The sequence below is a fragment of the Pseudomonas sp. SLBN-26 genome, assembly GCF_006715895.1.
Lineage (GTDB): Bacteria > Pseudomonadota > Gammaproteobacteria > Pseudomonadales > Pseudomonadaceae > Metapseudomonas > Metapseudomonas otitidis.
Map to the genome: position 1 here is coordinate 2,314,508 of NZ_VFOB01000001.1, position 26,376 is coordinate 2,340,883.

General features: G+C 67.7%; 21 protein-coding genes. 17 read left to right on the forward strand and 4 right to left on the reverse strand.

The genetic code is table 11. From position 1 onward, the window contains the following. Window positions 1-3 precede the first annotated feature (3 nt). From FBY21_RS10565 to FBY21_RS10585, 5 genes are all read left to right on the forward strand, one after another. Window positions 4-2,469 (forward strand): DUF5682 family protein, encoded by a 2,466-nt coding sequence (locus tag FBY21_RS10565; RefSeq protein ID WP_222119522.1) that lies wholly within the window; start codon window positions 4-6, stop codon window positions 2,467-2,469. Beyond that, window positions 2,462-3,586, forward strand: coding sequence for a VWA domain-containing protein (locus tag FBY21_RS10570; RefSeq protein WP_069562357.1), 1,125 nt, complete (start codon window positions 2,462-2,464; stop codon window positions 3,584-3,586). The genes FBY21_RS10565 and FBY21_RS10570 overlap by 8 nt, the downstream gene beginning before the upstream one ends. Beyond that, window positions 3,583-5,592, forward strand: a complete 2,010-nt coding sequence (locus FBY21_RS30075) for an SWIM zinc finger domain-containing protein (RefSeq protein ID WP_160158595.1) — start codon at window positions 3,583-3,585, stop codon at window positions 5,590-5,592. The genes FBY21_RS10570 and FBY21_RS30075 overlap by 4 nt, the downstream gene beginning before the upstream one ends. Window positions 5,593-5,814: 222 nt before the next feature. Further along, window positions 5,815-7,473: a nitrite/sulfite reductase gene (locus FBY21_RS10580; RefSeq protein WP_142010896.1), complete on the forward strand. Its 1,659-nt coding sequence runs from the start codon at window positions 5,815-5,817 to the stop codon at window positions 7,471-7,473. Next, the gene (locus FBY21_RS10585) at window positions 7,457-7,954 is read left to right on the forward strand and encodes a DUF934 domain-containing protein (RefSeq protein WP_074968815.1); all 498 of its coding nucleotides are present in this window, start codon (window positions 7,457-7,459) and stop codon (window positions 7,952-7,954) included. The genes FBY21_RS10580 and FBY21_RS10585 overlap by 17 nt, the downstream gene beginning before the upstream one ends. A gap of 102 nt (window positions 7,955-8,056) precedes the next feature. On the opposite strand, the gene cysS is transcribed toward FBY21_RS10585, so the two are convergent. Both cysS and FBY21_RS10595 read right to left on the reverse strand, forming a co-directional pair. Next, on the reverse strand, window positions 8,057-9,442 hold the full coding sequence (gene cysS, locus FBY21_RS10590; protein ID WP_107329659.1) for a cysteine--tRNA ligase: 1,386 nt from the start codon (window positions 9,440-9,442) through the stop codon (window positions 8,057-8,059). Next, entirely contained in the window at window positions 9,442-11,112 is a 1,671-nt protein-coding gene (locus FBY21_RS10595) for a glutamine--tRNA ligase/YqeY domain fusion protein (protein WP_044401689.1), read from the reverse strand. Before FBY21_RS10595 ends, cysS begins: the two co-directional genes overlap by 1 nt. A gap of 120 nt (window positions 11,113-11,232) precedes the next feature. On the opposite strand from FBY21_RS10595, the gene FBY21_RS10600 reads away from it, so the two are divergent. The 3 genes from FBY21_RS10600 to FBY21_RS10610 all read left to right on the forward strand — a co-directional run bounded on the left by FBY21_RS10600 (window position 11,233) and on the right by FBY21_RS10610 (window position 13,885). Continuing rightward, the gene (locus FBY21_RS10600) at window positions 11,233-11,727 is read left to right on the forward strand and encodes a peptidylprolyl isomerase (protein WP_044401686.1); all 495 of its coding nucleotides are present in this window, start codon (window positions 11,233-11,235) and stop codon (window positions 11,725-11,727) included. Continuing rightward, entirely contained in the window at window positions 11,724-12,446 is a 723-nt protein-coding gene (gene lpxH, locus FBY21_RS10605) for a UDP-2,3-diacylglucosamine diphosphatase (RefSeq protein WP_142010898.1), read from the forward strand. The genes FBY21_RS10600 and lpxH overlap by 4 nt, the downstream gene beginning before the upstream one ends. 101 nt (window positions 12,447-12,547) lie before the next feature. Next, window positions 12,548-13,885 carry an SPFH domain-containing protein gene (locus FBY21_RS10610; RefSeq protein ID WP_044401680.1) on the forward strand — a complete coding sequence of 446 codons (1,338 nt, stop codon included), beginning with the start codon at window positions 12,548-12,550 and terminating at the stop codon, window positions 13,883-13,885. Between the two features lie 58 nt (window positions 13,886-13,943). Here the strand turns inward: FBY21_RS10610 and FBY21_RS10615 are convergent, their stop codons facing one another. Beyond that, window positions 13,944-14,546: a tRNA-(ms[2]io[6]A)-hydroxylase gene (locus FBY21_RS10615; RefSeq protein ID WP_142016394.1), complete on the reverse strand. Its 603-nt coding sequence runs from the start codon at window positions 14,544-14,546 to the stop codon at window positions 13,944-13,946. 188 nt (window positions 14,547-14,734) lie between these two features. Here FBY21_RS10615 and FBY21_RS10620 point away from each other — a divergent pair, with 188 nt between their 5' ends. Continuing rightward, window positions 14,735-15,598, forward strand: a complete 864-nt coding sequence (locus tag FBY21_RS10620; protein ID WP_074968897.1) for a universal stress protein — start codon at window positions 14,735-14,737, stop codon at window positions 15,596-15,598. Between the two features lie 51 nt (window positions 15,599-15,649). Here the strand turns inward: FBY21_RS10620 and FBY21_RS10625 are convergent, their stop codons facing one another. Beyond that, entirely contained in the window at window positions 15,650-16,126 is a 477-nt protein-coding gene (locus FBY21_RS10625) for a DUF1289 domain-containing protein (RefSeq protein ID WP_044401674.1), read from the reverse strand. Between the two features lie 405 nt (window positions 16,127-16,531). Between FBY21_RS10625 and acnB the strand changes: the two genes are divergently transcribed. From acnB to FBY21_RS10665, 8 genes are all read left to right on the forward strand, one after another. After that, window positions 16,532-19,141, forward strand: a complete 2,610-nt coding sequence (acnB, locus tag FBY21_RS10630) for a bifunctional aconitate hydratase 2/2-methylisocitrate dehydratase (protein WP_044401671.1) — start codon at window positions 16,532-16,534, stop codon at window positions 19,139-19,141. Window positions 19,142-19,299: 158 nt separating this feature from the next. Then, window positions 19,300-19,509: a YgdI/YgdR family lipoprotein gene (locus FBY21_RS10635; protein ID WP_044401668.1), complete on the forward strand. Its 210-nt coding sequence runs from the start codon at window positions 19,300-19,302 to the stop codon at window positions 19,507-19,509. A 157-nt stretch (window positions 19,510-19,666) separates the two neighbouring features. Further along, complete coding sequence (locus FBY21_RS10640; RefSeq protein WP_142010900.1) at window positions 19,667-21,022, forward strand: pyridoxal phosphate-dependent decarboxylase family protein; 1,356 nt, start codon at window positions 19,667-19,669, stop codon at window positions 21,020-21,022. Window positions 21,023-21,194: 172 nt separating this feature from the next. Continuing rightward, window positions 21,195-22,298 (forward strand): polysaccharide lyase family 7 protein, encoded by a 1,104-nt coding sequence (locus FBY21_RS10645; protein WP_160158596.1) that lies wholly within the window; start codon window positions 21,195-21,197, stop codon window positions 22,296-22,298. 270 nt (window positions 22,299-22,568) lie between these two features. After that, on the forward strand, window positions 22,569-23,798 hold the full coding sequence (alaC, locus tag FBY21_RS10650) for an alanine transaminase (protein ID WP_142010904.1): 1,230 nt from the start codon (window positions 22,569-22,571) through the stop codon (window positions 23,796-23,798). A gap of 110 nt (window positions 23,799-23,908) precedes the next feature. Then, window positions 23,909-24,796 carry an alpha/beta hydrolase gene (locus FBY21_RS10655; protein WP_142010906.1) on the forward strand — a complete coding sequence of 296 codons (888 nt, stop codon included), beginning with the start codon at window positions 23,909-23,911 and terminating at the stop codon, window positions 24,794-24,796. Window positions 24,797-24,890: 94 nt separating this feature from the next. After that, complete coding sequence (locus tag FBY21_RS10660) at window positions 24,891-25,577, forward strand: polysaccharide lyase family 7 protein (protein ID WP_107328965.1); 687 nt, start codon at window positions 24,891-24,893, stop codon at window positions 25,575-25,577. 83 nt (window positions 25,578-25,660) lie between these two features. Further along, complete coding sequence (locus FBY21_RS10665; protein WP_044401653.1) at window positions 25,661-26,104, forward strand: thioesterase family protein; 444 nt, start codon at window positions 25,661-25,663, stop codon at window positions 26,102-26,104. Window positions 26,105-26,376: the final 272 nt, after the last annotated feature.

The window sequence follows — 26,376 nt, forward strand, 5'->3', positions numbered from 1 at the left end:
GCCATGGCAGAGGCCTTCGCCAGCGACCCGCGCCTGCCCGAACGGCTGCAGGCCGCCGCCCGTGAGCGCGCGGCCCTGGCCCGGGCGGGCATTCACCTGGTGCCGGTGCGCCACCACAGCCCGGCCTGCGCCTTCGCCCTGCGCCAGCAACTCCAAGCCCTGCAGCCGGCGGCCATCCTGATCGAGGGGCCGGCGGACTTCGACCGGCTCATCACCGACCTGCTGGACTCCCGCAGCCGGCCGCCCCTGGCGATCCTCTCCCAGCACCGCCGGCCCGATGCCGAGGGCGAGCCGGCGCTGCGCTCGGCCTTCTTCCCCTTCTGCGACTACTCGCCGGAATGGCAGGCCCTGCAGGACGGCCAGCGCCTGGGGGCGCAGCTGGCCTTCATCGACCTGCCCTGGGCCCGCCAGCACGACGAGGAGCAGGCCGCCGACCAGCAGCGCAGCCTCATGGCCGAGCGCTACCTGGCCCACAGCCGCTACCTCGCCGCCCTGGCCCGTGAGGCCCACTGCCGGGACCACGACGAACTCTGGGAGCACCTGTTCGAACTGCGCCCCCGCGCGGCGCTGGCCGACTGGCAGCGGCTGTTCGACGACGCCTTCGCCTGGTGCGCCATGGCCCGCCTGGACTACGAGAACGACGTGCTCGCCGCCGAGGGTTCCCTGGCCCGCGAAGCCCACATGCTCGGCTGCATCCGCGACTGGCGTGGCCGGGTGGACGGGCCACTGGTAGTGGTCACCGGCGGCTTCCACACCCTGGCGCTGGTGGAGGCCCTGGCCGCCGGCACCCCGGTACCGGCCAGACCCGCCGCCCCGGAGGACAGCCAGGCCTGGCTGATCCGCTACAGCTTCGACCGCCTCGACGCCCTCAACGGCTATGCCTCCGGCATGCCCTCGCCGGCCTATTACCAGCAGGTCTGGGACGCGCTGCTGGGCGAGGAGGACGACACCCTCGCCCGCCAGCGCATCGCCACCCGCCTGCTCAGCGGCATCGCCGCCGAAACCCGCGAGCAGCGCCTGGCCGATGCCCTGACCTTCGCCAGCGTGAGCAACGCCGCCGAACAGGCCGCCGGCCTCGCCCGGCTGCGCCAGCACCCCGGCCCGGGGCGCTACGACCTGCTCGACGCGGTGCACGCCTGCTTCGTCAAGGGCAGCCTGGACGAAGGCCAGGACGGCCTGCTGCGGGCCGTGCAGCGCCACCTGGGCGGCAACCGCCTGGGCGACGTGCCGCCCTCGACCCAGGCCCCGCCCCTGGTGGAAGAAGCCCGGCGGCTGGCCCTCGCCCACCGCCTGGACCTCAGCGACAGCCTGGCCCGGCGTACCCGCCTGGACCTCTACCGCAAGCCCCGCCACCGCGCCCGCAGCCGCTTCCTGCACCTCATGGCCTACCTGGACAGCGGCCTGGCCCGGCACCAGGGCGGGCCGGACTTCGTCAACGGCAGCGGGCTCGACCTGCTCTTCGAGGAGTGGGAATACGCCTGGTCGCCGTTGGTGGAAGCCAACCTCATCGAACGGGCCGAACAAGGCAGCAACCTGCGCGACATCGCCCTGCGCCGCCTGCTGGACGAGGAGCGTGCGCTGCTCGGCCAGGGCCAGGGCCGCAGCGCCGGCCGCGTGGCGCAGCTGGTGGCCCGCGCCGGGCTGATCGGCTTGGGCGAGCATTTGCCGAGGCTGTTCCAGCGCCTGGCCGAGCACCTGGACGAAGACCCCGAACTGGCCTCGGTGGTCGCCTGCGGCCAGCGCCTGCTGCACCTCTGGCGCGGCCGCGAACTGCTCGGGCTGGAGGAGCAACCGCAACTGCCGGCGCTGCTGCAGCGCATCGTGCCGGCGGCGCTGTTCCTGGTGCCGGGCCTGGCCCTCTGCGCCCCCGAGCAGGAAGGCGTCGCCGTGGATGCCCTGCTGGCCCTGCGTGAGTTCATCCGCCTGGGCAGCGGCCTGGTGGGCCTGGATGGCCAGGACGAAGCCCTGCAGGGCGCCCTGGCCCGTCTCCGCGACGAGGCGCCGCCCACCCTGGCCGGCGCCCTGGACGCACTGCGCTACCTGGACGATCTCGATGACGAGGCCCGCCTGGCCGAAGCCCTGGGCCGCCGCTTCGGCCCGGGCGCCGACAGCGAGGACGCCGTGCGCTACCTTGGCGGGCTGCTGCAGGCCGCACCGGAGCTGATCCTGCGGGTCGAACACCTGGGCCAGGCACTCAACGCCCTGGTGGCCGGCTGGGACGAGGCCACCTTCGTCCGCCACCTGCCCGATCTGCGCCTGACCTTCACTCGCCTCAAGCCCCAGGAGACCGGGCGCCTGGCCAGCCAATTGGCCGCGCTGAACGGCCTGGGCGACAGCGCCCTGGACAGCGCCCACCACGAACTGGACAGCCACGATCTGCTCGCCGGCGCCGCCCTGCACCTGGCGCTAGGGCGCTCGCTGGCGCGCGACGGCCTGCTCGACTGGGCCACGGAAGCCGACCATGACTGACCTGGAAACCGCCCGCCGCTGGCGCCTGATCCTCGGCCGCTACGCCGACCGCGCCCTCGACCAGGCCGCCCTGAACCCCACCGACGCGCGGCTGGAGAAGACCCTCGACTACCTCTACAACCGCGAGTACCAGCGCCGTGGCCATGTCCAGGGCGGGCGCGGCGGCTCCCTCGACGACAGCCAGCTGACCGCCCTCAACTGGCTGGAGCAGGCCCGCAACCTGTTCCCCCGCTCCACCTTCGAGCGCCTGCAGACCCAGGCCATTGAGCGCTACGCCATCAGCGCACTGCTCACCGACCCGGCCAGCCTCGCCAGCCTGGAACCCAGCCCGGCCCTGGCCAAGGCGCTGCTCAGCGTGCGCGGTCGCCTCAGTGCCGACACCCGCGACGCGGTGCGCCAGCTGATCGCCAAAGTGGTGGAAGAAATCCTCCAGCGCCTGCGCAGCCGCTTCACCAACGCCCTCAACGGCCGGCGCAACCGCTTCCGCCGCTCGCCGATCCGCCACGCGCAGAACTTCGACTGGCGCGCCACCATCGCCGCCAACCTCAAGCACTACGACCCGGAGCGCAAACAGCTGCTGATCGAATCGCCGCGCTTCAACGCCCGGGTCCGCCGGCAGCTGCCCTGGGACGTGATCCTCTGCGTCGACCAGAGCGGCTCGATGCTCGACTCGGTGATGTACAGCGCCATCTGCGCCAGCATCCTCGCCACCCTGCCCAGCGTGCGCGTGCGCCTGGTGCTGTTCGACACCCAGGTGGTGGACCTCAGCCACCTCGCCCACGACCCGGTGGAGGTGCTGCTGACCGTGCAGCTGGGCGGCGGCACCGACATCGGCAAGGCCCTGCGCTACTGCGAGCAACTGGTGGACACGCCCCAGCGCACCGTGCTGGCGCTGATCAGCGACTTCGAGGAAGGCGCCGCCATCGGTCCGCTGCTGGCCTGCGTCTCGCGGCTGAACGAGGCCCGCGTGCGCCTGCTCGGCCTGGCGGCCCTGGATGATGCCGCCCGGCCGGTCTACGACCCGTCCATGGGCCAGCGCCTGGCGGATCGGGGCATGCGGATCGCCGCGCTGACCCCGGAGCACTTCGCCGAATGGCTGGCGGAGGTGATGCAATGAGCGCCTGGCTGGCCCGCTACCGGGCCTACGACGACGCGGCCCTGGAAACCCTGGCCAACGCCGGCCTGCTGCGCCGCGCCGGCAAGGACGTGGAGGCCGGCAAGTTGGCCTGGGGCGAGCGCACCGACGCACACGGGCTGATCAAGACCGACGGCCAGACCGTGCGCCTGGACGCCGGCGGCGTGGAGGCGGCGCGCTGCACCTGCCCGGCCAGCGGCTGCTGCAAGCACATCCTCGCCGCCGTGCTGTGGCTGCGCAGCGAAGCGCCCGACGCGGCCACTGGCACGGAACAGCCCGATCCCGATGCCGCCCAGGTGGAAGCCCTGGCGCTGGACCCGGCGCAGTTGCAGAAGCTCGCCGGCAAGGTGGCCACCCGCCGCGCCCGGCAATGGATCGAGGCCCTCGGCACACCCCGGGTGAGCAACCACGGCCTGCGCCTGGCCATTGCCTTCGACGGCCTGGAGGGCGAAGTCAGCTACCTGGCGGGGGCGGGCTTCGACGGGATGCTCTCCGAAGCGCGGGACAGCGAACGCAAGGCCCTGCACCTGGCGGCCCTCGCCGGGCTCTTCCAGGCCCACGGCCACCCCTGGGCCTGGACCGCCGAAAGCGCCCCTGCCGACACCACGCGGGACGGCCTGGGCGAGGCCGAGCGCGAACTGCTGGCCTCGGTGCAGCAGCTGCTGCACGAGCTGCTGGGCCAGGGGCTGTCCCACGTCAGCCGGGCCAGCGCCCTGCAGCTGCGCCTGCTCAACCTCGGCGCCCGCACCGAAGGCCTGCCGCGCCTGGCCGGCCACCTGCGCACCCTGGGCGGGCAGATCACCCGCCTGGCCGAGCGCGACGACCACAGCAGCGAGCGGGAGGCACTGGTGCAGATGGCCCGCGTCCACGCCCTCTGCCAGGCGCTTCTGCGCGCCGACAGCGAGCGCCTGCCCCCGCTGCGCGGCCGCCTGCGGCGCGACTACCAGGCCAGTGAAACCCTCGACCTGCTGCCCTTGGGCGGCTACTGGTGGACCAGTGCCGGCGGCGCCCGCGGCCTGAGCCTGGCGTTCTGGGACCTCAACGACGGCCAGGTGCTGGAAACCACCCTGGCCCGCCCCGACGGCAGCGACCCCGGCTTCCGCCGCGACGCGGTCTGGGCCCAGCAGGCGCTGTGGCGCAGCACGCCCGAGCTGCTGTGCCGCGCGCCCTTGCAGCTGGAAGGGCCGCGCCTGGCCGAGGATGGCCGGCTGGCCCCCGGCGGCGGCATTGCGCGCCCCCAGGACGACTGGCCAGCGGATGACCCGCGCCTGCTCGACCTCGGCCTGGCGGACTGGGAACAGCTGGGCCTGGCCCTGGAAGACAGCGCCGCCCTCGCCAGCGAGCCGCCGACCCGGCTGCTGCTGCGCCCCGCCCGCTGCCACGAAGCGAGCCTGGACGAAGCCCGGCAGGTGCTGACCTGGCCGCTGGAGGACAGCAACGGCCGCACCCTGCTGCTGGAGCTGCCCTGCACCGCCGAGCGCCGCGAACGCCTGGACAACCTGGAGCGGGCGCAGAAGGCCCTGGACGACATCCGTGCCGTGCTGGTGCGGCCCTGGCTGGACGGTCGCCGCCGTTGCCTGGAGCCCCTCGCGCTGCTGGTGGCCGATCACGGCCGGCTGCGCTGCCTGTCGCTGGACTTCGAATCCCTGGTGCGTGGCGGGTTGAGCCGCAACCGCCGGCTGTTCGACCGCATCCAGCGCCTGCTCAGCCGCACCGACCGCCCCGTGCCGGCGGTGGAGCCGCCGAGCCTCGCCGGACGGCTGGTGGAGCCGGCCCTGGACGTGCTGGAAAGCCTGGCCAGCAGCGGCCGCCAGCAGCCCTCTGCCCATCACCGGGAAGTGCTGCGGGCCCAGCAGGCGCTGGCCGACGCAGCGGGGGTGGCGGTGCTGGCGCAAGCGCTGGGGCAATTGGCGGAGTCGCCCAGGGTCTCCTCCGGGACACTGCTGCGGGGGACGCACCTGATGAGCCGCCTGCTGGCCCTGGGCTGACGCCGGGCCAGTCGAGAAGCATTCTCGACGCCCGCCGGCCGGGCCCTCCAGCCCCGCGGGGAAGGTTATGCTCGCACCCCTGCTTATGCGATCAGGTTCTTTACATATACTCAAACATCACTTTTGCGCATAAACCTGAGCTGGTATCTTCCACCGGCTCCGCAGGGGGTGCGCGGCCGTGCGCGCAGAAAAGCTGTAAGCAGCCTGACAACAGGACCATTCATGTACGTATACGACGAGTACGATCAACGCATCGTAGAGGACCGCGTCAAGCAGTTCCGCGATCAGACCCGCCGCTACCTGGCCGGGGAACTCTCGGGCGAGGAATTCCGTCCCCTGCGTCTGCAGAACGGCCTCTATATCCAGCGCTACGCCCCCATGCTGCGGGTCGCCGTGCCCTATGGCCTGCTGTCGTCCGCCCAGGTGCGCAAGCTGGCGCAGATCGCTCGCGACTACGACAAGGGCTACGCCCACATCAGCACCCGCCAGAACGTCCAGTTCAACTGGCCGGAGCTGGAGGACGTGCCGGAGATCCTCGCCGAGCTGGCCACCGTGCAGATGCACGCGATCCAGACCAGCGGCAACTGCATCCGCAACACCACCACCGACCAGTTCGCCGGCGTCGCCCGTGACGAGCTGGTGGACCCGCGCCCCTGGTGCGAGATCATCCGCCAGTGGTCCACCTTCCACCCCGAGTTCTCGCACCTGCCGCGCAAGTTCAAGATCGCCGTGAACGGCGCCGTGGGCGACCGCGCCGCCATCGAGGTGCACGACATCGGCCTGGAAGCGGTGAAGAACGAAGCCGGTGAACTGGGCTTCCGCGTCTCCGTCGGCGGCGGCCTGGGCCGTACCCCGATCGTCGGCAGCTTCATCAACGAATTCCTGCCCTGGCAGCACCTGCTGAGCTACCTGGACGCCATCCTGCGCGTCTACAACCGCTACGGCCGCCGGGACAACAAGTACAAGGCGCGCATCAAGATCCTGGTCAAGGCACTGACCCCCGAGGTGTTCGCCGAGCGCGTCAACGCCGAATGGGTCCACCTGAAGGATGGCCCCACCACCCTGACCCAGGCGGAAGTCGATCGCGTCGCCAGGCATTTCGTCGACCCGGCCTACAAGGCCCTGGAGGACCAGGACGCCGCCCTCGCCGCCTTGGACGCCGAGCACCCGGGCTTCGCTCGCTGGCGCCAGCGCAACACCTTCGCCCACAAGAAGCCGGGCTACGTGGCCGTGACCCTGTCGCTGAAGCCCACCGGGGTGGCCCCGGGCGACGTGACCGACAAGCAGCTGGACGCCATCGCCGACCTGGCCGACCGCTACGCCTTCGGTGAAGTGCGCAACAGCCACAACCAGAACGTGATCCTGGCGGACGTGGAGCAGGCGCAGCTGTTCACCCTGTGGAACGAACTGCGCGAGCAGGGCTTCGCCACGCCGAACGTGGGCCTGCTCACCGACATCATCTGCTGCCCGGGCGGTGACTACTGCTCCCTGGCCAACGCCAAGTCGATCCCGGTGGCCGAAGCCATCCAGCGCCGCTTCGATGACTTGGACTACCTGTTCGACATCGGCAACCTGGACCTGAACATCTCCGGCTGCATGAACGCCTGCGGCCACCACCACGTCGGCCACATCGGCATCCTCGGCGTGGACAAGAAGGGCCAGGAGTTCTACCAGGTGTCCCTGGGTGGCAGCGCCGGCCGCGACGCCAGCCTGGCGCAGATCCTCGGCCCGTCCTTCGCCCAGGAGGAAATGGCCGACGTGATCGAGAAGATCATCAAGGTCTACGTCGAGCGCCGCACCGACGAGGAGCCTTTCCTCGACACCTTCCGCCGCATCGGCATCGACCCGTTCAAGGAGCGCGTATATGCAGCGAATCATTAAGAACGGCCAGGTCATCGACGAGACCTGGCACCTGCTGCCGAAGGACGCGACCCTCGATGGCCTGTCCAACTGCGACGACCTGATCGTGCCCCTGGCCCTCTGGGTCGAGCACAGCCACGCCCTCAAGGCCCGCGATGGCGGCCTGGGCGTGTGGCTGGACGCCGGCGAGGAGATCGAGGAGATCGCCGACGACCTCTCGCACTTCCAGGTCATTGCGCTGAACTTCCCGGCCTTCACCGATGGCCGCCACTCCTCCACCGCCTACCTGCTGCGCCAGCGCTACGGCTACCAGGGTGAGGTCCGCGCCATCGGCGACGTGCTGCGCGACCAGCTGTTCGCCCTCAAGCGCTGCGGTTTCGATGCCTTCGCCCTGCGCGAGGACAAGGACCCGTACGACGCGCTGAAGGCCTTCGAGGACTTCAGCGAGGTCTACCAGGCCTCCGCCGACCAGCCGCTGCCGCTGTTCCGCCGCCGCGCCTGATTCCCCAGGCAACGGGCAAAAGAAAACCGGGACCTTCGCAGGTCCCGGTTTTTTTATGGCGCTTGGATGGGGCGTTATCCGCAACGCCCCATCGGTCAGCTGTTATTCAGCCAGGCGCCAGGTGGTGCCACCCTTGCCATCCTCCAGCACCACGCCCATGGCGGTGAGCTGGTCGCGGATGCGGTCGGACTCGGCCCAGTTCTTCTCCGCACGCGCGGTGAGGCGCGCCTGGATCAGCCCTTCGACCTCGGCGGCGTCCACCTTGCCGGTGGCACCGGCCTGGAGGAATGCATCCGGCTCCAGCTGCAGCAGGCCGAGCAGGCCACCCAGGGCCTTCATGCGTGCCGCCAGGGCGGCTGCGGTGCTCGGGTCGCTGTCACGCAGGCGGTTCACCTCGCGGGCCATCTCGAACAGGGTGGCGACGGCTTCGGGGCTGTTGAAGTCATCGTCCATGGCTGCGCCGAAGCGCTCGACGAAGGCTTCGCCACCTGCCGCCTCGACGACCGGCAGGCCGCGCAGGGCGGTGTAGAAGCGTTCCAGGGCGCCCTTGGCTTCCTTGAGGTTGTCCTCGGAGTAGTTGATCGGGCTGCGGTAGTGGCTGGACACCAGCAGGTAGCGCACCACCTCGGGGTGGTACTTCTCCAGCACCTCGCGAATGGTGAAGAAGTTGCCCAGGGACTTGGACATCTTCTCGCCATCCACACGGACCGCGCCGGCGTGCATCCAGGCCTTGGCGTAGAGCTTGCCGGTGGCGGCCTCGCTCTGGGCGATCTCGTTCTCGTGGTGAGGGAACACCAGGTCCGGGCCGCCGCCGTGGATGTCGAAGGTCTCGCCCAGGCAGCAGGTGGACATGACCGAGCACTCGATGTGCCAGCCGGGACGGCCAGGGCCCCAGGGGGATTCCCAGCTCGGCTCGCCGGGCTTGGCGCCCTTCCAGAGGACGAAGTCCAGCGGGTCTTCCTTGGATTCGTCGACCTCGATGCGCGCGCCGATCTTCAGCTCGTCGATGCGGCGGCGGGAGAGCTTGCCGTAGCCCTCGAACTTGCCGACGCGGTAGTAGACGTCGCCATTGCCGGGGGCGTAGGCGAAGCCCTTGTCGATGAGGGTCTGGATCATCTGGTGCATGCCGGCGATGTGGCCGGTGGCACGGGGCTCGATGTCCGGGCGCAGCACGGAGAGGCGCGCCTCGTCCTCGTGCATGGCGGCGATCATGCGGTCCACCAGTGCTTCGAACGGCTCGCCGTTCTCCTGGGCGCGCTTGATGATCTTGTCGTCGATGTCGGTGATGTTGCGCACGTAGGTCACGTCATAGCCGCGCTCGCGCAGCCAGCGGGTGACCACGTCGAAGGCGACCATCACCCGGGCATGGCCGATGTGGCAGTAGTCGTACACGGTCATGCCGCACACGTACATGCGCACGCTGTTGCCTTCCAGGGGCTGGAAGGCTTCCTTGGCCTTGGTGAGGGTGTTGTAGATCGTCAGCGCCATCACTGCCCCCAGGAGTCACGCAGGGTGACGGTGCGGTTGAACACCGGCTGGCCGGGCCTGGAGTCCTTGAGGTCGGCAACGAAGTAGCCTTCGCGCTCGAACTGGAAGCGCTCCTCGGGCTGGGCCTGGGCCAGGGACGGCTCGGCACGGCAACCGGTGAGCACCACCAGCGAGCCGGGGTTGATGTTGTCGAGGAAGCTGCCGCCCTCTTCCGACTTCTCGGGGTTGGCCGAGCGGAACAGGCGGTCGTACAGGCGCACTTCGCACTCCAGGCTGCCTTCCACCGGCACCCAGTGGATCACGCCCTTGACCTTGCGCCCTTCGGGGTTCTTGCCGAGGGTGTTCTCGTCGTAGGAGCAGCGCAGCTCGACGATCTTGCCGTCGGCGTCCTTGATGGCTTCGTCGGCACGGATCACGTAGCTGCCGCGCAGGCGCACTTCGCCACCGGGCACCAGGCGCTTGAAGCCCGCAGGCGGGACTTCCTCGAAGTCGCTGGCGTCGATGTAGATCTCGCGGGCGAAGGGCAGCGTGCGCACGCCCATGTCTTCCTTCGGGTGGCGCGGCAGTTCGAGCTGCTCGACCTGGCCTTCCGGGTAGTTGGTGATGACCACCTTGAGCGGCTTGAGCACGCACATGGCGCGGGCGGCGGTGGCGTCCAGGTGGTCACGGATGCTGAATTCCAGCATGCCGATGTCCACTACGCCGCTGGCACGGTTGACGCCGATCATCTCGCAGAAATTGCGCAGCGATTCGGGGGTGTAGCCCCGGCGGCGGTAGCCGGACAGCGTGGACATGCGCGGGTCGTCCCAGCCGCTGACATGCCCTTCGTCCACCAGTTGCTTGAGCTTGCGCTTGCTGGTGATGGTGTAGTTCAGGTTCAGGCGCGAGAACTCGTACTGGCGCGGCTGCGCCGGTACCGGCAGGTTGGCCAGGAACCATTCGTAGAGCGGGCGATGGTCCTCGAACTCCAGGGTGCAGATGGAGTGGGTGATGCCCTCGATGGCGTCCGACTGGCCGTGGGTGAAATCGTAGCTGGGGTAGATGCACCACTTGTCGCCGGTCTGGTGGTGATGGGCGTGGCGGATGCGGTAGAGGATCGGGTCGCGCAGGTTGATGTTCGGCGAGGCCATGTCGATCTTGGCGCGCAGGGAACGGGCGCCGTCCGGGAACTCGCCGGCCTTCATGCGGGCGAACAGGTCCAGGTTCTCCTCGACGGAGCGGTCGCGGAACGGGCTGTTCTTGCCCGGCTCATGCAGGCTGCCACGGTACTCGCGCATCTCCTCGGGGGTGAGGTCGCAGACGAAGGCCTTGCCGGCCTTGATCAGCTCGACGGCCCAGGCGTGCAGCTGGTCGAAGTAGTCCGAGGCGTAGCGAACCTTGCCCGCCCACTGGAAGCCCAGCCACTTCACATCGCGCTCGATGGCGTCGATGTATTCCTGGTCTTCCTTGGCCGGGTTGGTGTCGTCGAAGCGCAGATGACAGTCGCCGCCGAATTCCTGGGCCAGGCCGAAGTTCAGGCAGATCGACTTGGCATGGCCGATGTGCAGGTAGCCGTTGGGTTCCGGGGGGAAGCGGGTGACGATCTTCGCGTGCTTGCCGGCGTCCAGGTCGGCCTGGACGATGGGGCGAAGGAAGTTCGTGGCGACGACGGGGGTCTCTGGCTTGCTCATGGTGTCCTTAAGATCATGCTTTGCGGCTCAGGGTAGGCCGGCCAAATCAAAGCGCTTATCATACCGAAGCTGTCAACCCCCTGACAGGCCTTCGGATTTCACGTTCAGAGCGAATTGCCCATGATCAAGCTGCACACCAACCACGGCGTCATCACCCTGGAACTCTTCGAGGACAAAGCGCCTGAAACCACCGCCAACTTCAAGGAATACGTAAAGGCCGGCCACTACGACGGCACCGTGTTCCACCGCGTCATCTCCAACTTCATGATCCAGGGCGGCGGCTTCGAGCCCGGCATGAAGCAGAAATCCACCCGCGCACCGATCAAGAACGAGGCCAACAACGGCCTGTCGAACAAGGTCGGCACCATCGCCATGGCCCGCACCATGGACCCGCACTCCGCCTCCGCGCAGTTCTTCATCAACGTTTCCGACAACGACTTCCTCGACCACAGCGCCCCCACCACCCAAGGCTGGGGCTACGCGGTGTTCGGCCAGGTGACCGAAGGCATGGACGTGGTCAACGCGATCAAGGGCGTGGCCACCACCATGAAGGCCGGCCACCAGGACGTCCCGGTCGAAGACGTGATCATCGAGAAGGCCGAGATCGTCGAGTGATCCTGCTGATCTCCGACCTGCATCTCGAAGAGGAACGCCCGGACATCACCCGGGCGTTTCTTCGTTTCCTCGACACCCGCGCCCGCCAGGCCGAAGCGCTGTACATCCTCGGCGACTTCTTCGAAGCCTGGATCGGCGACGACGCCATGACTCCCTACCAGCACGCCATCGCCCGTGCCCTGCGGCAGGTGGCTGACGGCGGTACGCGGCTGTTCCTGATGCACGGCAACCGCGACTTCCTCGTCGGCGAGCGGTTCTGCCGCGAGGCCGGCTGCACCCTGCTGGACGACCCGGCCCGGGCCGAACTGGCCGGCCACCCGGTGCTGCTGATGCACGGCGACAGCCTGTGCACCCGCGACGAGGCGTACATGCGCCTGCGCCGCATCCTGCGCCACCCGCTGACCCTCTTCATCCTGCGCCACCTGCCCCTGCGCGTGCGTCACCGCCTGGCCCGCAAGCTGCGCAGCGAGAGCCGCGCTCAGACCCGGCAGAAGGCCTATGACATCGTCGATGTCACCCCCGAGGAAGTCACCCGGGTGATGATCGACGCCAAGGTGCCCACGCTCATCCACGGCCACACCCATCGACCGGCGGTGCACACCCTGGAAATCGGCGGGCAGCCGGCACAGCGCATCGTGCTGGGTGACTGGGACCGCCAGGGCTGGGCGCTGGAAGTGGACGCCGACGGCTTCCGCCAGACGCCATTCGTCCTCGACTGACCGCCGCAGCGAGAACCTGCCCGCAGCCCGAGTGAGTGCTGCTTGACGAGGCGGCATGCGGCCTCCAGCATGCCGCACCCCCACACCGTCAAGGAGCGACCATGCAGTTTGCGAACGCCCCCTACATCAAGTACCTGGTCGGCGGCGCTGCCGCTGCCGGCCTCGGTTTCGCCCTGTTCAACGGCGTCTTCTTCTATAACGAAGCCGGCTTCGCCACCCACGTGCGAACCATCTTCGGCGAGGAGAAGGTGGTGGACGACGTCGGCTACGCCACCAAGTGGTTCGGCCGCGCCACCCCCTGGAAGAAGGCCCTGAGCGTGCAGTCGGTGCTCACCGAAGCGCTCAACCAGATCGACGAGAACAGCGACAACGACTCCCTCGGTGCCACCATCGAAGCCTTCCCCATCGTGTTCCTCGGCAACGTCGACGCCAAGGTGGAGTCCTCCGCGCGCTTCCGCCTGCCGGGCGGTGACCAGTTCCTGAAGATCGCCCAGGAATACCGCAACCCCGAGAACTTCATCCGCACTGCCCTGGTTCCGGCCATCAAGGAAACCCTGCAGGCCACTGCCTCCCTGATGACCGCCGACGACTTCTATGCCGGCGCCCGCAGCGAGTTCGCCGCCGAGTTCGAAAACCAGCTCAACGACGGCCTCTACCTGATCAAGCGCAAGGAAGTGCGCGGCCCGCGCGGCGCCATGCCCCACCAGACCGCCATCCTCCAGGCCGGCACCGAGCAGGGCACCTTCGGCGACAACAATGCCAGCCAGTTCGTCACCGAGAAGGTGATCGACTCCAAGGGCATTCCGGTGCGCAAGCAGCAGCAGTTCCGCAAGTACGGCGTGGAAGTGGTGGAGGCGCGCATCACCAACGTCGACCCCAACCCGCAGTACAAGCAGCGCATGGTCAAGGTCCAGCAGGCCCTGGCCGAACTGGCCGTGGCGCGGCAGAACCGCCTGAAGGAAGAGGAAGAGAAGCTGCTGGTCACCGCCCGCGGTGAAAAGGAAGTGGAGGCCCGCCGCCAGGAGACCCTGCGCGACCAGATCGAGCGCACCACCCAGGCCGAGACCGAGAAGCAGCTCGCGCGCATCAACGCCGAGCGCGAGAAAGGCCGCGCCGAGATCGAGAAGCAGACCGCCGAACTGCTGCGTGACAAGGCCAGCATCACCGCCCAGGCCACCAAGATCACCGCCGACGCCGAGGCCTATGCCCGCGAAGCGGTGATCAAGGCGGACGGCGCATTGCAGCCCAAGCTCGACGCACTGATCGCCATCAACAAGGTGTGGGCCGAGGCCGCGGCCCAGGCACCGGTGCCCAGCGTGATGATGGGCGCCGGCCAGAACGGCGCCACCAGCCGCCAGGACGAGATCGGCCAGTTGATGGGGGTGCTCGCCACCAAGGCCGCCCGCGACCTGGCCCTGGACCTGAAAGTGAAGGACTGACCAGGCACCGCCCACAAAAAAAGCGCCCCTCGGGGCGCTTTTTCATTCCGGGCCGGATTCAGGCCGGAACGCCGCTGTGGAAGCGGAACTCCTCGTCAGGGCTCTCGATCAGTTCCCGCTCCACGCCACGCACCCGCTCGATCGTCGCATCCACGTCCGCCGCCTCACCGTACTGGTAGGCCAGCTTCAGGTAGCCCTGGTAATGCCGCGACTCGCTCTTCAGCAGGCCGAAATAGAACGCGCCCAGGTCCTCGTCCAGATGAGGCACCAGTGACTCGAAGCGCTCGCACGAACGGGCCTCGATGAAGGCGCCCACCACCAGCGTGTCCACCAGCTTGGCCGGCTCGTGGTTGCGCACCGCCTTGCGCAGGCCCGAGGCGTAGCGCGCTGCCGATACCGGTCGCAGGGGAATGTGGCGCTTCTTCATGATCCGCAGCACCTGCTCGTGGTGGACCAGTTCCTCCCGGGCCAGGCGCGACATGAAATTGATCAGGTCGAGGTGCGTGTTGTACTTGGCGATCAGTGCCATGGCGGTGGACGCCGCCTTGAACTCATTGTTCTTGTGGTCGATCAGCAGGGTTTCCTGATCGGCCAGCGCCGCCTCCACCCAGGCCTGCGGGGTGCGGCAGGGGAGGAAATCGTGGATCTCCGGCAGGTTCATCGGGCGGGTACTCCAGTTCGGGCAGCAGACAGCCAGGGCGCTCACGGCGAGACCTCGGCAAAAAGGTGCGCATTATACGAATGGACCGGTCGCCGGCCAGCCATCCGCGATTGATATGCATCAAGCACGTTCGTGCAATCGCCGCTAGAGTGACTCCCAGCCATCTGTCTCACAGGGAGAGCATGACCATGCAAGCCATTCGCAGCATTCTGGTGGTAGTCGATCCGAGCCACCCCGAGAGCCTGGCGCTCAAGCGCGCCACGCTGATCGCCGGCGTGACCCAATCCCACCTGCACCTGCTGGTCTGCGATCGCAAGCAGGACCACAGCGCCTGGCTCGCCGACCTGGCCGGCACCCTGACCGGCGACGGCTACAGCGTCAGCACCCAGCAGGCCTGGCACGAGAACCTGCACCAGACGGTGATCACCGTGCAACAGGCCGAGGGCTGTGGCCTGGTGATCAAGCAGCACGTGCCGGAGAACCCGCTCAAGCGCGCCCTGCTCACGCCGGACGACTGGAAACTCCTGCGCTACTGCCCCGGTCCGGTGCTGATGGTGAAGACCGATACGCCCTGGACCGGTGGCGTGATCCTCGCGGCCGTGGACGTGGGCAACAACGACGGCCCGCACCGCACCCTGCATGCCAGCATCATCAGCCACGGCTACGACATCGCCGGCCTGGCGCGGGGCAGCTTGCACGTGGTCAGCGCCCACCCCTCCCCCATGCTCTCGGCAGCGGACCCGACCTTCCAGCTCAAGGAGAGCATCGAGGCGCGCTACCGCAATGCCTGCAAGGAATTCCAGGAGGAGTTCGACGTCAGTGACGACAACCTGCACATCGCCGAAGGCCCGGCGGACGTGATCATCCCCTACGCGGCGAAGACCCTGAAGGCAGCCGTCACCGTAATCGGCACCGTCGCCCGTACCGGCCTCTCCGGCGCGCTGATCGGCAACACCGCCGAGGTAGTCCTGGACGCGCTGGAAAGCGACGTGCTGGTGCTGAAGCCGGACGAGATCATCGCCCACCTGGAGGAGCTGGTAGCCCAGCACTGAATCGAGCGATGAACGGAAAGCCGCCCGACGGGCGGCTTTCTCATGGGCGGGTCAAACGCGGAGTTCCATCCCCTCGCGCAGGAAGCGCGGGGCGATGTAGCGCTCGTAGTGCGCCTCGGAGAGCAGGAAGAACTCGCGGTCGATGGCCTCGCGCAGGTCCGGCAGCGGCCAGTCGCGGAACTCCGGCATCAACACCAACCCATAGGCCTCCAGGCGGTTGATCACCCGCGAGCCCCGCGCGATCAGCTGGTACGCCCAGCAATACACCGACTGCTCCGGTACGAAGCGGATCTGCCGCTGCTCCAACTGGCCCCGCAGCAGCGCCGGATCGAAGACCTCCAGCTTGGCCTCCACCACCTGCACCAGCAATTGCTCCAGGCGGCGCCAGACCGCGCGCTTCTCCTCGTCGCTATAGAGATTCCAGTTGATGATCTCGTGGTGGAAACGCTTGCAACCCCGGCACACGGTATCGCCGTAGACGGTGGAGCAGAGGCCGACGCAAGGCGTCTTGATGCGCTGGTTGGGCATGGCGGGGGCATTGGGTAACGCAGGTACGGACGCGGCATCTTAGCCCTTTGTCTAAGCAGGGTCACCCCAAGATAGGCGGGGCTTTTGTCTTAACTTCGGTTCCGCTTTCCTTTAGAATCGTTCCGCCGTTTTAGGCGCCAAATCCGTTGGAAGCTGTTTTCAAAGCGTCACGAGCACAGTCGATCCGGCAGGAAATCTTGGCGCTGGGTTCTCCTCTCCCGATGAGACCCAACGCCAGCCCTCATCAGGCTCTTCCTTCCGGCGTAAAACTTTGAAAGCAGCTTCTGGATGGAACCATCGAAACACTGGCCAGGCGGCCCAAAAAGCCGCGCGGCGCATGTGTTCGGTGGAATCCTGGATGAGCGTCCCGAACCAAGACTAGGGACCACTGATGAGGGTAAAACTGTGCTTGAAGCCTATCGCAAACACGTAGAAGAGCGTGCCGCCCAGGGGGTCGTACCCCAGCCGCTGAACGCCGAACAGACCGCAGGCCTGGTCGAGCTGCTGAAGAACCCGCCCGCTGGCGAAGAAGAATTCCTCGTCGACCTGATCACCAACCGCGTTCCCCCGGGCGTTGACGAAGCCGCCTACGTCAAGGCCGGCTTCCTGTCCGCCGTCGCCAAGGGCGAAGCCACCTCCCCGCTGATCTCCAAGGCTCGCGCCGTCGAGCTGCTGGGCACCATGCAGGGCGGCTACAACATCGCCACCCTGGTGGAGCTGCTGGACAGCGCCGAGCTGGCCGAAGTCGCCGCCGCACAGCTGAAGCACACCCTGCTGATGTTCGACGCCTTCCACGACGTCGCCGAACGCGCCAAGAAAGGCAACGCCGCCGCCAAGGCCGTGCTGCAGTCCTGGGCCGATGGCGAGTGGTTCAAGGCCCGCCCGGCCGTTGCCGAGAAGCTGACCCTGACCGTGTTCAAGGTCCCCGGCGAAACCAACACCGACGACCTGTCCCCCGCTCCGGACGCCTGGTCGCGCCCCGACATCCCGCTGCACGCCCTGGCCATGCTGAAAATGGCCCGCGACGGCATCGAGCCGGTACAACCCGGTTCCGTCGGCCCGCTGAAGCAGATCGAAGCCGTCAAGGCCAAGGGCTTCCCGGTTGCCTACGTCGGTGACGTGGTCGGTACCGGTTCCTCCCGCAAGTCCGCCACCAACTCGGTGCTGTGGTTCTTCGGCGACGACATCCCCTACGTACCGAACAAGCGCGCAGGCGGCTTCTGCTTCGGCACCAAGATCGCCCCGATCTTCTACAACACCATGGAAGACGCCGGCGCCCTGCCGATCGAATTCGACTGCACCAACCTGGCCATGGGCGACGTCATCGACGTGTACCCGTACGAAGGCAAGGTCGTGCGTCATGACAGCGGCGAAGTGGTCACCACCTTCGAACTGAAGACCCCGGTCCTGCTGGACGAAGTCCGCGCCGGCGGCCGCATCCCGCTGATCGTGGGCCGTGGCCTCACCGAGAAGGCACGCGCCGAACTGGGCCTGCCCGCGTCCGACCTGTTCAAGAAGCCGGAAGCCCCCGCCGACAGCGGCAAGGGCTTCACCCTGGCGCAGAAGATGGTCGGCCGCGCCTGTGGCCTGCCGGAAGGCAAGGGCGTCCGTCCGGGCACCTACTGCGAACCGAAGATGACCACCGTCGGCTCCCAGGACACCACTGGCCCGATGACCCGCGACGAGCTGAAGGACCTGGCCTGCCTGGGCTTCTCCGCTGACCTGGTGATGCAGTCCTTCTGCCACACCGCGGCCTATCCGAAGCCCATCGACGTCAAGACCCACCACACCCTGCCGGACTTCATCATGACCCGCGGCGGTGTTTCCCTGCGTCCGGGCGACGGCATCATCCACAGCTGGCTGAACCGCATGCTGCTGCCTGACACCGTCGGCACCGGTGGCGACTCCCACACCCGCTTCCCGATCGGCATCTCCTTCCCGGCCGGTTCCGGCCTAGTGGCCTTCGCCGCCGCCACCGGCGTCATGCCGCTGGACATGCCCGAATCCGTGCTGGTGCGCTTCAAGGGCAAGATGCAGCCCGGTATCACCCTGCGTGACCTGGTGCATGCCATCCCCTACTACGCCATCCAGGCTGGCCTGCTGACCGTCGAGAAGAAAGGCAAGAAGAACATCTTCTCCGGCCGCATCCTCGAGATCGAAGGCCTGAACGACCTGACCGTCGAGCAAGCCTTCGAGCTGTCCGACGCCTCCGCCGAGCGTTCCGCTGCGGGCTGCACCATCAAGCTGCCGGAGAAGGCCATCGCCGAATACCTGCAGTCCAACATCACCCTGCTGCGCTGGATGATCGGCGAAGGCTACGGCGATGCCCGCACCCTGGAGCGTCGCGCCCAGGCGATGGAAGCCTGGCTGGCCAAGCCGGAGCTGCTGGAAGCCGACAAGGATGCCGAGTACGCCGCCGTCATCGAGATCGACCTGGCCGACGTCAAGGAGCCCGTGCTCTGCGCCCCGAACGACCCGGACGACGCTCGCCTGCTGTCCAGCGTCCAGGGCCGCAAGATCGATGAAGTGTTCATCGGTTCCTGCATGACCAACATCGGTCACTTCCGCGCTGCCGGCAAACTGCTGGACAAGGTCAAGGGTGGCATTCCGACCCGTCTGTGGCTGGCCCCGCCGACCAAGATGGACGCCCACCAGCTGACCGAAGAAGGCTACTACGGCATCTACGGCAAGGCTGGCGCGCGCATGGAAATGCCGGGCTGCTCGCTGTGCATGGGTAACCAGGCTCGCGTCCAGACCGGTTCGACCGTGGTCTCCACCTCGACCCGTAACTTCCCGAACCGTCTGGGCGATGCCACCGACGTGTTCCTGGCATCTGCCGAGCTGGCCGCTGTCGCTTCGATCATCGGCAAGCTGCCGACCGTCGAGGAGTACATGGCCTATGCGAAGGACATCGACAGCATGTCTGCCGATATCTACCGCTACCTGAGCTTCGACCAGATCGCCGAGTTCCGCGAAGCTGCAGCCAACGCCAAGATCCCGGTCATCCAGGCCTGATCCACGCGTTGTTGAAAGAGCCCCGCCCCGTGTGGGGCTTTTTCTTGGGCGCAGATTTTTCCTGAACTCCCCGGCGCAGGCGACGGCCCAAATGCCTGAACGCCCGCACTGGCCACCGGCCATGGCGAAGCGACAACCACCGGAACAGGAGAATCCCCATGAAACGCTGGCCCCTCATCCTCGTCTGCCTGCTGGGCCTGGCAGGCTGCTCCAGCGAGTACCTCGTCCAGACCACCGACGGGCAGATGCTCACCAGTGACGGCAAACCCGAGCTGGACGCCGATACCGGCATGCTCGAATTCGAAGACAGCGAAGGCCGTGAGCAGCGCATTCCCGAAAGCCAGGTGAAGCAGGTGATGCCCCGCTGATCAGGACGGCGAGGCAACTGTACGGGTCAGAACCCCCGCTGTTGCAGCGGCCTCGCCCTCCCCGCCCCCAGCTGTACAGCCATCTCGGGCTCGAGCTGTACCTGCTGCGAACCCGCACCTCGCGTTAAGGTGGCCCTCTTCACACGCCGAGGCCGCCATGGACACCGAACGCCAACTCCTCGAAGACGCCGACCGCCGCGCCCTCGCCTACCTCGACGGCATCCCCGGGCGGCGCGTCTTCCCCACGCCCGACGCCATCGCCGCACTGGCCGGCTTCGAAGGCCCACTGCCGCAGCAGGGGCGTTCACCCGAAGGGGTGCTACGGCAGCTGGACGAGCTGGGCTCCTCCGCTACCACGGCCTCCAATGGTGGTCGCTACTTCGGCTTCGTCATCGGCGCCACCCTGCCGGCCGCCGCCGCTGCCGAGCGCCTGGTGCTGGCCTGGGACCAGTGCGCATCCTCCTTCGACAACTCCCCCGCCGCCGACCGCATCGAGAAGGCCGCCGCGCGCTGGGTGCTGGAGAGCCTCGGTCTGCCGACCGAGAGCGCCGTGGGCTTCGGCACCAGCGCCACCGCCTGCACCCTCGCCTGCCTCAGTGCCGCCCGCCGCACCCTGCTCGCACGCAAGGGCTGGGACTTCGACGGCGACGGCCTGATGGGCGCGCCCGAGGTGCGCGTGGTGGTCTCCGCCAGCGTGCACATCACCGTTAAGAAAGCCCTGCGCATCCTCGGCTTCGGCATCAACCGCCTGCTAGTGGCGCCCGTCGACGAGCTGGGCCGGATCGACCCGGCGCAACTGCCGCCGCTGGACGACATGACCGTCCTCTGCCTGCAGGCCGGCGAAGTCAACACCGGCGAATTCGACCCCTTCGCCGCGCTCATCCCCCGCGCCCGCGCCGCCGGCGCCTGGGTGCATGTCGATGGTGCCTTCGGCCTCTGGGCCCAGGCCAGCTCCGCCGCCGCGCTGGCCGAAGGCGTCGAGCAGGCCGACAGCTGGACCACCGACGGCCACAAGTGGCTGAACACCCCCTACGACGGCGCCATGGCCATCTGCCGGGATGCCGAGGCCCTGGCCACGGCGATGAACAGCGACGCCGCCTACGCCAGCGCCTCCCGCGATGCGCAGAAGAACCTCAACCTGGAATTCTCCCGCCGCGCCCGTGGCGTGCCCATCTGGGCAGCCCTGGCCAGCCTCGGCCGCGACGGCCTGCGCGCGTTGATCGACCGCCACCTGCGCCAGGCCACACACCTCGCCGAACGCCTGCGCGAAGCCGGCTACCAGGTACTCAACCGCGTGGTGCTGAACCAGGTGCTGGTGCGCGCCGGCAGCGACGAGCAGACCCTGGCCATCCGCCTCGCCGCCCAGGCTACGGGCGAGGCGTGGTTCGGCCCCACGCTGTGGCAGGGGCGCCCGGCGTTCCGCCTCAGCGTCTCGTCCTGGCGCACCACAGACGCCGACATCGAACGGCTCGCCGACCTGCTGATCACCCTCAAGGCCCAGCACCCGGGTTGAGCGCGGCGTCACAGCCTGGGGCAGCGGCATCGCGCTGCAAACGAACCTTCTCCGCCCTCGCCGGGTCTGTGAAAGGCCTGCCCATCGGCAGGCCCACGAAGCCCAGGGAAGGCACGCGCGTCGAAGCAGGCGGTCTCGAGCGGTGTGCAGCCCAACGACGAGGATGCAAGGCATGCCCAGGTTCCAACCGCCCCACACCCATCTCCTGCACAACCACCCTGCCCGCTGGCTCGGCCTGCTCGGCTGCCTGCTGCTCGGCGACGCCCAGGCCGAGCTCTACAAGGGCGTCGCCCCGGGCGGCAACTTCGCCCTGGAGAACTGGAACATCACCGTGCCCCAGGACGCCGACGGCAACACCACCGGCAAAGCGATCACCATACGCCCGGATCAGTTGTCCGGCCCCTATGGCTACCAGTCCCGCTGGTTCCGCACCGACCCGCAGGACGGCTCGATGACCTTCTGGACACCCATCAACGGCGCTACGGCCGGCGGCTCCAGCAGCCCACGCGCCGAACTGCGCGAAATGCTCGACCCGACCAACTTGGGCGTGACCTGGAGCGGGGCTGGCGAATCGGTGCAGGACGCCCTGCTCAAGGTCATGCAGGTGCCCCGCGATGGTATCGTCATCGTCGGCCAGGTGCACGGCTACGGCAGCGCGCCGCTGATTCTCCTCTACTACCGCTATGACTTCGCCAAGCAGACCGGCCGCGTCATCGCCAAGCTGCAGGGCCTGCCGGAACAGGGCCTGCCCTATACCAACCACGTGCTGGCCACGGACATCGCCCTGGGCGAGACCTTCAGCTACCAGATGAAGGTCAGCCACAACGTCGCCATGGCCTCGGCCAACGGCGGCCCGGTGGCGACCATGGCGATGGACCCGGCCTGGAACAGCGAGACCTTCTACTTCAAGGCCGGCGCCTACCTGCACATGCACGGCGACAGCGCCACCGAAGGCGCGCGGGTGAAGTTCTACCGCCTGGCCGCCAGCCACCCCAACGACGGTCTCCTGATCAACAGCCCCGCCGCCCTGCCCGAGGCCCGCGTCGACCAGCCCTACCAGGCCCAGCTGTCCGCCACCGGCGGTCTCGGTGGCGCCACCTGGAAGCTGGTCAGCGGCCATCCGCCGGCCGGCCTGACGCTGGCAGCCGACGGCCTGGTCAGCGGCACCCCGGAAGCCGGGACCGCTTCTGCTACCGCACACTGGTTCGTGACCCAGGCGCGTGACGCCAACGGCAGCACCCACCACAAGAAGTTCTCCATCCTCATCCCGCAGTAACCCTGCACGCCAGGCCCTCGTGGGGTGGACCGCGCTTCACCGGTCCACCCCACCGGCACGCTGGCCGGCACCTGACGCCCTGTGGGAGCGGATTCATCCGCGATGCGCAACACCCTGTGGTACATGCATTCGCCCCCGAAGGACAGCGCCCCGCAGCGCCTCGGATTTTTCTCGACAACGCCCCTCCGCTGCGCTTATCTTCGCCGCCAGGCCACCCATGTGGCCGACGTCGCTCGGACGGTTCCGGGCGCTTACGTATCCGAGGAAAGCATGGCTGACTCCCGTTCTCCGCGCCGTTTCGCGCGTATCGATCGTCTCCCCCCCTACGTCTTCAACATCACCGCCGAACTCAAGATGGCCGCGCGCCGTCGTGGCGAGGACATCATCGACCTGTCCATGGGCAACCCCGATGGGGCCACCCCGCCGCACATCGTCGAGAAGCTGGTGCAGGTCGCCCAGCGCGAAGACACCCACGGATACTCCACCTCCCGCGGTATTCCCCGCCTGCGCCGCGCCATCTCGCGCTGGTACAAGGACCGCTACGACGTGGAGATCGACCCCGAAAGCGAAGCCATCGTCACCATCGGCTCCAAGGAAGGCCTCGCGCACCTGATGCTGGCCACCCTGGACCACGGCGACACGGTGCTGGTGCCAAACCCCAGCTACCCGATCCACATCTACGGCGCGGTGATCGCCGGCGCCCAGGTGCGCTCGGTGCCGCTGGTGCCCGGCGTGGACTTCTTCGCCGAGATGGAGCGCGCCATCCGCGAATCCATCCCCAAGCCGAAGATGATGATCATCGGCTTCCCCTCCAACCCCACTGCGCAGTGCGTGGAGCTGGACTTCTTCGAACGCGTGGTGGCCCTGGCCAAGCAGTACGACGTGCTGGTGATCCACGACCTGGCCTACGCCGACATCGTCTACGACGGCTGGAAGGCCCCCTCGATCATGCAGGTGCACGGCGCCAAGGACATCGCGGTGGAGTTCTTCACCCTGTCCAAGAGCTACAACATGGCCGGCTGGCGCATCGGCTTCATGGTCGGCAACCCGGAGCTGGTCAGCGCCCTGGCGCGGATCAAGAGCTACCACGACTACGGCACCTTCACCCCGCTGCAGGTGGCTGCCATTGCCGCGCTGGAAGGCGACCAGCAGTGCGTGCGCGACATCGCCGAGCAGTACCGCCAGCGCCGCAACATGCTGGTCAAGGGCCTGCACGAGGCCGGCTGGATGGTCGAGAACCCCAAGGCCTCGATGTACATCTGGGCGAAGATCCCCGAGCCCTACGCCCACCTCGGCTCCCTGGAATTCGCCAAGAAGCTGCTGGCCGAGGCCAAGGTGTGCGTCTCCCCCGGCATCGGCTTCGGCGAATACGGTGACGACCACGTACGCTTCGCCCTGATCGAGAACCAGGACCGCATCCGCCAGGCCATCCGTGGCATCAAGGCGATGTTCAGGGCCGATGGGGTGATCGAGGCGAAGCCTCGCAAAGCCTCCTCCTGATCACCACACAGCGCCCCTTCGGGGCGCTGTTTCGTTGGGGCGCGGAAAAACGCAGGGATGTTCGGCGAACGGCGTATCAGGTGCACGACACTCCACTTCGGAAGCCCACCATGTCCATGACCCGCTTGCTTTGCTGCCTTGCCCTGCTGCTCGCCCTCCCCCTGCAACCCGCCTGTGCCGGCCTGCTGCAGGACCGCCGGGAAGCCCGCCAGCTGGAGCAGGCGGGAATCCGCGTCCTGCGGGATATCGCCTACGGCAACGATGAGCGGCAGCGCCTCGATGTCTACCTGCCCGCCAATCCGGGACGCGGGCCGGCGCCGGTGATCTTCATGGTCCACGGCGGAGCATGGGTCACCGGCGACAAGGACAACGGCAGCGTCGCCCTGAACAAGGCACTGCGCTGGGTGCCCCAGGGTGTGGTGCTGGTCTCGGCCAACTACCGCATGCTGCCCGACACTCCGCCCCTGGCCCAGGCCGACGACGTGGCTCGCGCCCTGGCGCATGCCCAGCAACTGGCGAGCGGATGGCAGGCAGACCCGGCGCGCTTCGTCCTGATGGGGCATTCGGCAGGGGCGCATCTGGTCGCCCTGCTGGATGCCGCGCCGGAAATCGCCGCCCAGCAAGGTGCGCGTCCCTGGATCGGGACCGTTGCCCTGGACAGCGCGGCCTTCGATGTCGAAAGCATCATGCAGGCGCCCCACATGAAGCTGTACGACAAGGCGTTCGGGACCGATCCCACCACCTGGCAGGCGGCCTCCCCGACCTTGCGACTGGAGCAACCTGGCACGCCGCTGCTGGCGGTCTGCTCCACCCGTCGCGACGATGCCTGCCCGCAAGCACGCGGTTTCGCCAGCAAGGGCCGCAGCCTGGGCAAGCGTGTCGAGGTGATGGGGGTAGACATGTCGCACCGGCAGATCAACCACAAGCTCGGCCAGGACAACGGCTACACCCGGGATGTCGAGCGCTTCCTGAGCAGTCTCGGCGTGCTGCGCCTCTGAGCAGCCGCAGTTCGTCGCAAAACCTGAACCTTGCTGAACTTCAGGCGTCACGCCGGTCCGATCTGGGGTTCCCATCCCGCATTAAGGACCGCGCGTGATCGATCTCAGCACCTGGCAACTGGACATTCCCACCCACACCTCCGCCACCGAAATCAGCACACAGCGCCTGAACAACGGCTATGAGAGCCAGTACTTCCGACGCAACAGGGACGGCAGCGTCACCTTCTGGGTGCCCGTGACCGGGAGCCGTAGCGAAGACGCCCGGTATCCGCGCAGCGAACTGAGGGAAACCCAGGCAGATGGCACGCTGAGCTACTGGTATTACGCAAGCGCGGACAACTACCTCAGCGCCGTCCTGACCGTGCAACAGGTCCCCAGCCGCAACAAGGTGATCATCGGGCAGATCCACAGCAAGGACGAAGCCGGCAGCGAGAACGATCCGCTGCTGAAGCTGCAGTACCACTTCAAGGACGGGAATGGCCGTATCGAGGCCCTGCTGCGCAAGCGACCCGGTGATGCGGAGGTGGAGAACATCGTCCTGGCCGAGCATGTCGATCTGGGCGAGCGCTTCGGCTACGACCTGCGGCTGACACCGACGGGCCGCCTGGGCATCACGGTCAGCAGCAAGGGCGATGACGGCGGGCTGTACCGACAACTGAGCGGCTACTGGAGCAAGCAACAGCTGTACTTCAAGGCCGGTGCCTACATCCAGGACAACTACGGCCCGAACAACGAAGGCGGCCGGGTCACGTTCCACTGGCTGAACAGCCTGCATCGCTGAGTCATTCACCTGGCGAATGACCAGGCGGGCCCAAGCCAGGGGCAGGTAGAATCCGCGCCTGCCCTATCCCTGAGATTTCAACGATGGCCCGCCTGACGCTGAGCTTTCCAGACGACCAGTTCTGCTACTCCACCCACCTCACCGTACGCGTCACCGACATCAACGGCGCGAACCACCTGGGCAACGACTCGATGATCTCGATGATTTCCGAGGCCCGCGCCCGCTTCCTGTACGACTACGGGATCACCGAGACGGGCGCCGACCGCGTCGGCATCATCGTCACCGACCTCGCCACCACCTACCGAGCCGAAGCCCACGCGCGGGACCAGCTGTGCTTCGAGGTGGGGGTGATGGACTTCAACCGCTACGGCGGCGACATCATCTTCCGTATCACCCGCCCCGCCGATGGAAAGCTGGTGGCCATGGCCAAGTCCGGCTTCGTCTTCTTCGACTACGCGCACTCACGGGTGGTGGAAATGCCGGAGTCCTTCCGCGCGACCTTTCCGCAGGCCAACTGGCTGGACTGACGGCGCACCCTTTCGGATCACTGCGCACCTTTCAAGTGCAACAACATGCCCGCCTGGGAAGCACCGGCCTCTCAAAAGCCCGCAGGGCGTGCTGATAAGCGAGCTGGCACGGAGCGTGCTTAAAGCTCCATACAATCTACAAGAAGCGCCCATCCTCCGAGGTGGCACTTGCCTCAAGAGGGGCAGCTTGCGTGAAGGCGTTCCGCCCAGGCGGAACGCCTTTTTTATTTGGCGCAGTTTTCCCCAGGCAAAGAAAAACCCGGCCTAGGCCG